At 61.8% G+C, this 3,768-nt stretch carries 3 protein-coding genes; all 3 read right to left on the bottom strand.

All coding sequences use genetic code 11. The features are described from left to right. The coding region (locus A2J01_RS03710; RefSeq protein ID WP_442971550.1) for a hydroxymethylglutaryl-CoA lyase at window positions 1-710 on the bottom strand (710 nt) is incomplete at its 3' end. A 16-nt stretch (window positions 711-726) separates the two neighbouring features. Then, a complete protein-coding gene (locus tag A2J01_RS03705) occupies window positions 727-1,941 on the bottom strand; it encodes a CaiB/BaiF CoA transferase family protein (protein ID WP_058227104.1) in 1,215 nt (404 codons plus the stop codon). 36 nt (window positions 1,942-1,977) lie between these two features. After that, on the bottom strand, window positions 1,978-3,744 hold the full coding sequence (locus tag A2J01_RS03700; protein ID WP_064111983.1) for a multicopper oxidase family protein: 1,767 nt from the start codon (window positions 3,742-3,744) through the stop codon (window positions 1,978-1,980). Window positions 3,745-3,768: the final 24 nt, after the last annotated feature.

The following is a 3,768-nucleotide window of genomic DNA, read 5'->3' as shown; positions in this document are numbered from 1 at the left end:
CCACCGAGACCTCCGGTGGACGCGTCGAGGTTTCGAACACCGTGCTGCACAGCCGCAAACGCGCACGCAAGACCAGCGCCACGCGTGTTGTGGAAGTGCGCACCCAAGCCGAAGTCACCTACTCTTTCGCCCACAGCGTCGATCAATCGTCCGACACGTCCCGGCGTGGCAGTGCCGATGGTATCTGCGATCGAGAACTGATCAGCACCGAACTCCTTGGCCTGCTCCGCAATCCGCAGAACACGATCCGGGTCGGTTGGACCGTCGAACGGACAGTCCCAGGCTGTGGCCACGATGACCTCCACCCGTCCTCCGGCGTCGTGGACGATCCTGACGACCTCTCCGATACGTTCGGTCGCTTGCTCCGTCGTCGACCGAGTGTTGGCCTCGCTGTGGCCATTCGATGCCGACACAACATATTCGACGGTTTTCATTCCTGCGGCGACGGCCCGTTTCGCTCCACCGATTCCGGCGACCAATGCCGAGAACTCGATGCCGGGCCACTGGTGCAGTTCTGCTGCCAACAATTCCGCGTCGGCCAACGCCGGCACAGCGCGCGGTGAGACGAACGACGTCGCCTCGATACGCGAAACACCCGTCGCAGCCAGAGCGTCGACAAGACGAAGTTTCTCCGCCAGCGACACCGGGTCTTCGATCTGCAACCCGTCCCGTGGTCCGACTTCACGAATACTGACTGCTGGAATACCCACGCCAGGTACCGACATGTCAGATCACGCCCTTCATCTTCAGTTCTGCCTGCTCGCCGTCCGAGAGTCCGAGGAGCCCGCCCCACACCGAGGAGTTGTCGTGACCCGGCGCCGACGCTCCCGCGTTGCGCACGGATCCGGGTGTCTCACTGAAGGTAGGCACGACGCCCAGGCCGAGGACGTTTTCACCGATCCGCTCGTCGTAGTGGTCGACGAGCATCCCCCGCTCGATCAGCTGCGGATCCTTGACGACATCTTCAACCGTATTGATCGGCCCGGCAACAACTCCCACTTCGGTGAGGCGTTCCACCAGGCTGGTGGGATCTTGGAGCGCGACCCAGGCACTGATCAGTTCGTCGAGCTCGTCCTGATGTTTGCCACGCGCAACATGATTGGAGAAGCGGTCGTCATGCGCTAGTTCCGGTCGCCCCATGATGGTGCACAGACGCACGAAGAGCGTGTCCTGATTGGCTGCGATCACCACCCAGTTTCCTTCAGAGGTCTGATAGATGTTGGACGGCGCAATACCCTCCAATCTCGTTCCCGAGGGCTGCCGGATGATCCCGCCCCGATCGTAATCCGGGATCGTGGATTCCTGCACCGCCAGACAGGATTCCGTGAGGGCAACGTCGACCACCTGACCATGGCCGGTCCGCTCTCGTGAGAGCAACGCCGCCAGCACTCCCTGAACGGCGAACATCCCGCCGAGAGAATCTCCGAGCGAAAGGGCAATACGCGGAGGCGCCTGCCCTGGATAACCGTTCAGATGCCGAAATCCGCTGACCGCTTCGGCAACCGAGGCGTAGCCGGCGCTCTTGGCTTGCGGTCCGCTCTGCCCGTAACCGGATACCCTGGCCAACACCAACTTCGGATTGCGCGCACTGAGAACGTCGAATCCCAGGCCCCACTTCTCGAGGGTGCCCGGCCGGAAGTTCTCGACCACCACATCGGCATGTTCGATCAGATTCAGAAACAGGTCTCGTCCCGCGTCGACGCGAAGGTCCAACGTCACACACCGCTTGTTGCGGGCGTGAACCGTCCAGAAGAATCGATGACCGTCCTGCTCGGCCTGACCCCAGGTACGAAGCGGGTCCGGGCGGTCCGGCGATTCGATCTTGATCACGTCGGCGCCCATGTCGCCGAGCAGTTTCCCGGCGAAGGGCCCGGCGATCAAGGTTCCGAGTTCAATCACCCGATATCCGTCCAGGGGCCCGGTGGGCGCACCTTCCGACACAGCTGCCTCCTCTGGGAACTTTTCTCCCCTTGAAGGCTACGTCACCACCCGATATCGCAACATCATGTCGTGGTCTTCGTGATCGAGCATGTGGCAGTGCCAGACGTACCCCTGCAGGTCCCCCATGCCGACTTCTCCGTGTGCCGAGTGGTCTGCCATGGAACCTCTCGCGAAAGTTGCATCCGGATCGAAGCCCAACTCGTCGGCCGTCGGAAAGCGCACGATCACGCGGGTAATCGAGTTGGCATCCACGATGACAGTGTCTTTCTCCCCCGTTTCCCAAACTTCGGGAGGCCGCAGCGGGGAGGTCACGAATTCCTCTGCCGACGGCGTCCACCGGACCCCCAGATCAGGTACCGGGTACCGCTGCATGAGCGCTGCAGTGTCGATGTTCTGGCGCCCCACAACGCGGAACGCCACCAGGTGCAGATGAATCGGATGTGGTTCCGTGGTGATGTTGATCAGATTCCATTGCTCGACGGCTCCCTGACGTGGCAGTTCGATATCCGAATCGGTGAACCTCAAATTGTTGAGCGACATAGTGATCGACGGGTAATCCGAGGGACGCGACAGCTGCATGATCGTGAGATTTCGCACCACATCCGGGGACGCCGGTTCGGCAGCAACGGAATTCAGCTGCTGCGGGATCGAGCCGGTGAATCCCTTTGCGTTGCCCACGTCGAACCGACAGAAGACCGGCATCACCTGCGTGCCGCGTTGCGCCACCGCAAGGGGTACCGGTTCGTCGTTGCGCAATTCCACCGTCGTGCCCGGCTCGAGCATACTGAAGTCGACAAGCAGATCAGCGCGCTCACCCGGACTCAACCGAACGTGATCCGTCGGCGCCGGGGCGGCCAGTAAACCGCCTTCGGACCCGATCACCCAGAACCGCATACGATTTGCGAAATGCAGATTCCACACCGAATAGGTTGCGGCGTTGAGCAGTCGCAATCGATACAGGCCGCGGGCAACCTCCACTTTCGGCCACACGACGCCGTTCACCACGCCAACGTCACCGGGGGTCGCCGGATCCCATGAACCTTGCGGAGTGAGCCACGTGGAACGGACACTCTGTTGACCGTCGGAGGTGAAGACCTTGTCCTGCAGAATCATCGGAAGCTCGAATTCGCCGGACGGCAAGCCGAGAGAATTCCCGGTGGTGCCTGTATCTGCGTCGTCACGGAGAAAATACATCCCGACCAGCCCGGCGTAGACGTTGAGGCGCGTCATTCCCATGGCGTGATCGTGATACCAAAGATTGCCGGCGGCACGACCATTCGTGTACTCGTGAACCAAACCTTCGCCCGGACGCTGAATCAGCTCCGGATGCCCGTCGAACTGCGGTGCAGTAACTCCTCCGTGCAGGTGAAGCGAGGTGGGGACCTGTGTGCGGTCGAGGTCGCTGACGCCGTGCAGACCCGGATCGACATCCGCGGCAAGCGGATACGCAGAAATGTCATTGGCATATCGGACTGTGACGAGCTGATCGACGTGAGCTTCGATGGTGGGGCCCAGATAATCCATTCCGCCGTAACCCAGCGACGGCGACGACGGTAGGTCCGGATGGAATCGGTGCATCGACGATGCCGCACGAAGCTCCAGGTTGCCACCCGAAATGCCCGGCAGGACAGGAAGGGTCTCCCGAAACGGTTCCAGACGGGGCGACGGAAGTTGGAACGGGCGCAGTGGATCGACATCAGGTGGTCGAGCCGTCGCTGATCCAGCGGACAACGCGCTCAGACCGGCCAGCAGGCCAAGCCCTTGAACAAACGATCGGCGACGGATCTTGTGTGACTCGTCCACTCACGGCCCCCTCACGCTGACGGC

It is taken from the genome of Rhodococcus sp. EPR-134, assembly GCF_001647205.1.
In the GTDB taxonomy this organism is placed as follows: domain Bacteria; phylum Actinomycetota; class Actinomycetes; order Mycobacteriales; family Mycobacteriaceae; genus Rhodococcus_F; species Rhodococcus_F qingshengii.
Note: the sequence above shows the minus strand (reverse complement) of the source record. Positions and strands in the feature narration are given on the sequence as shown.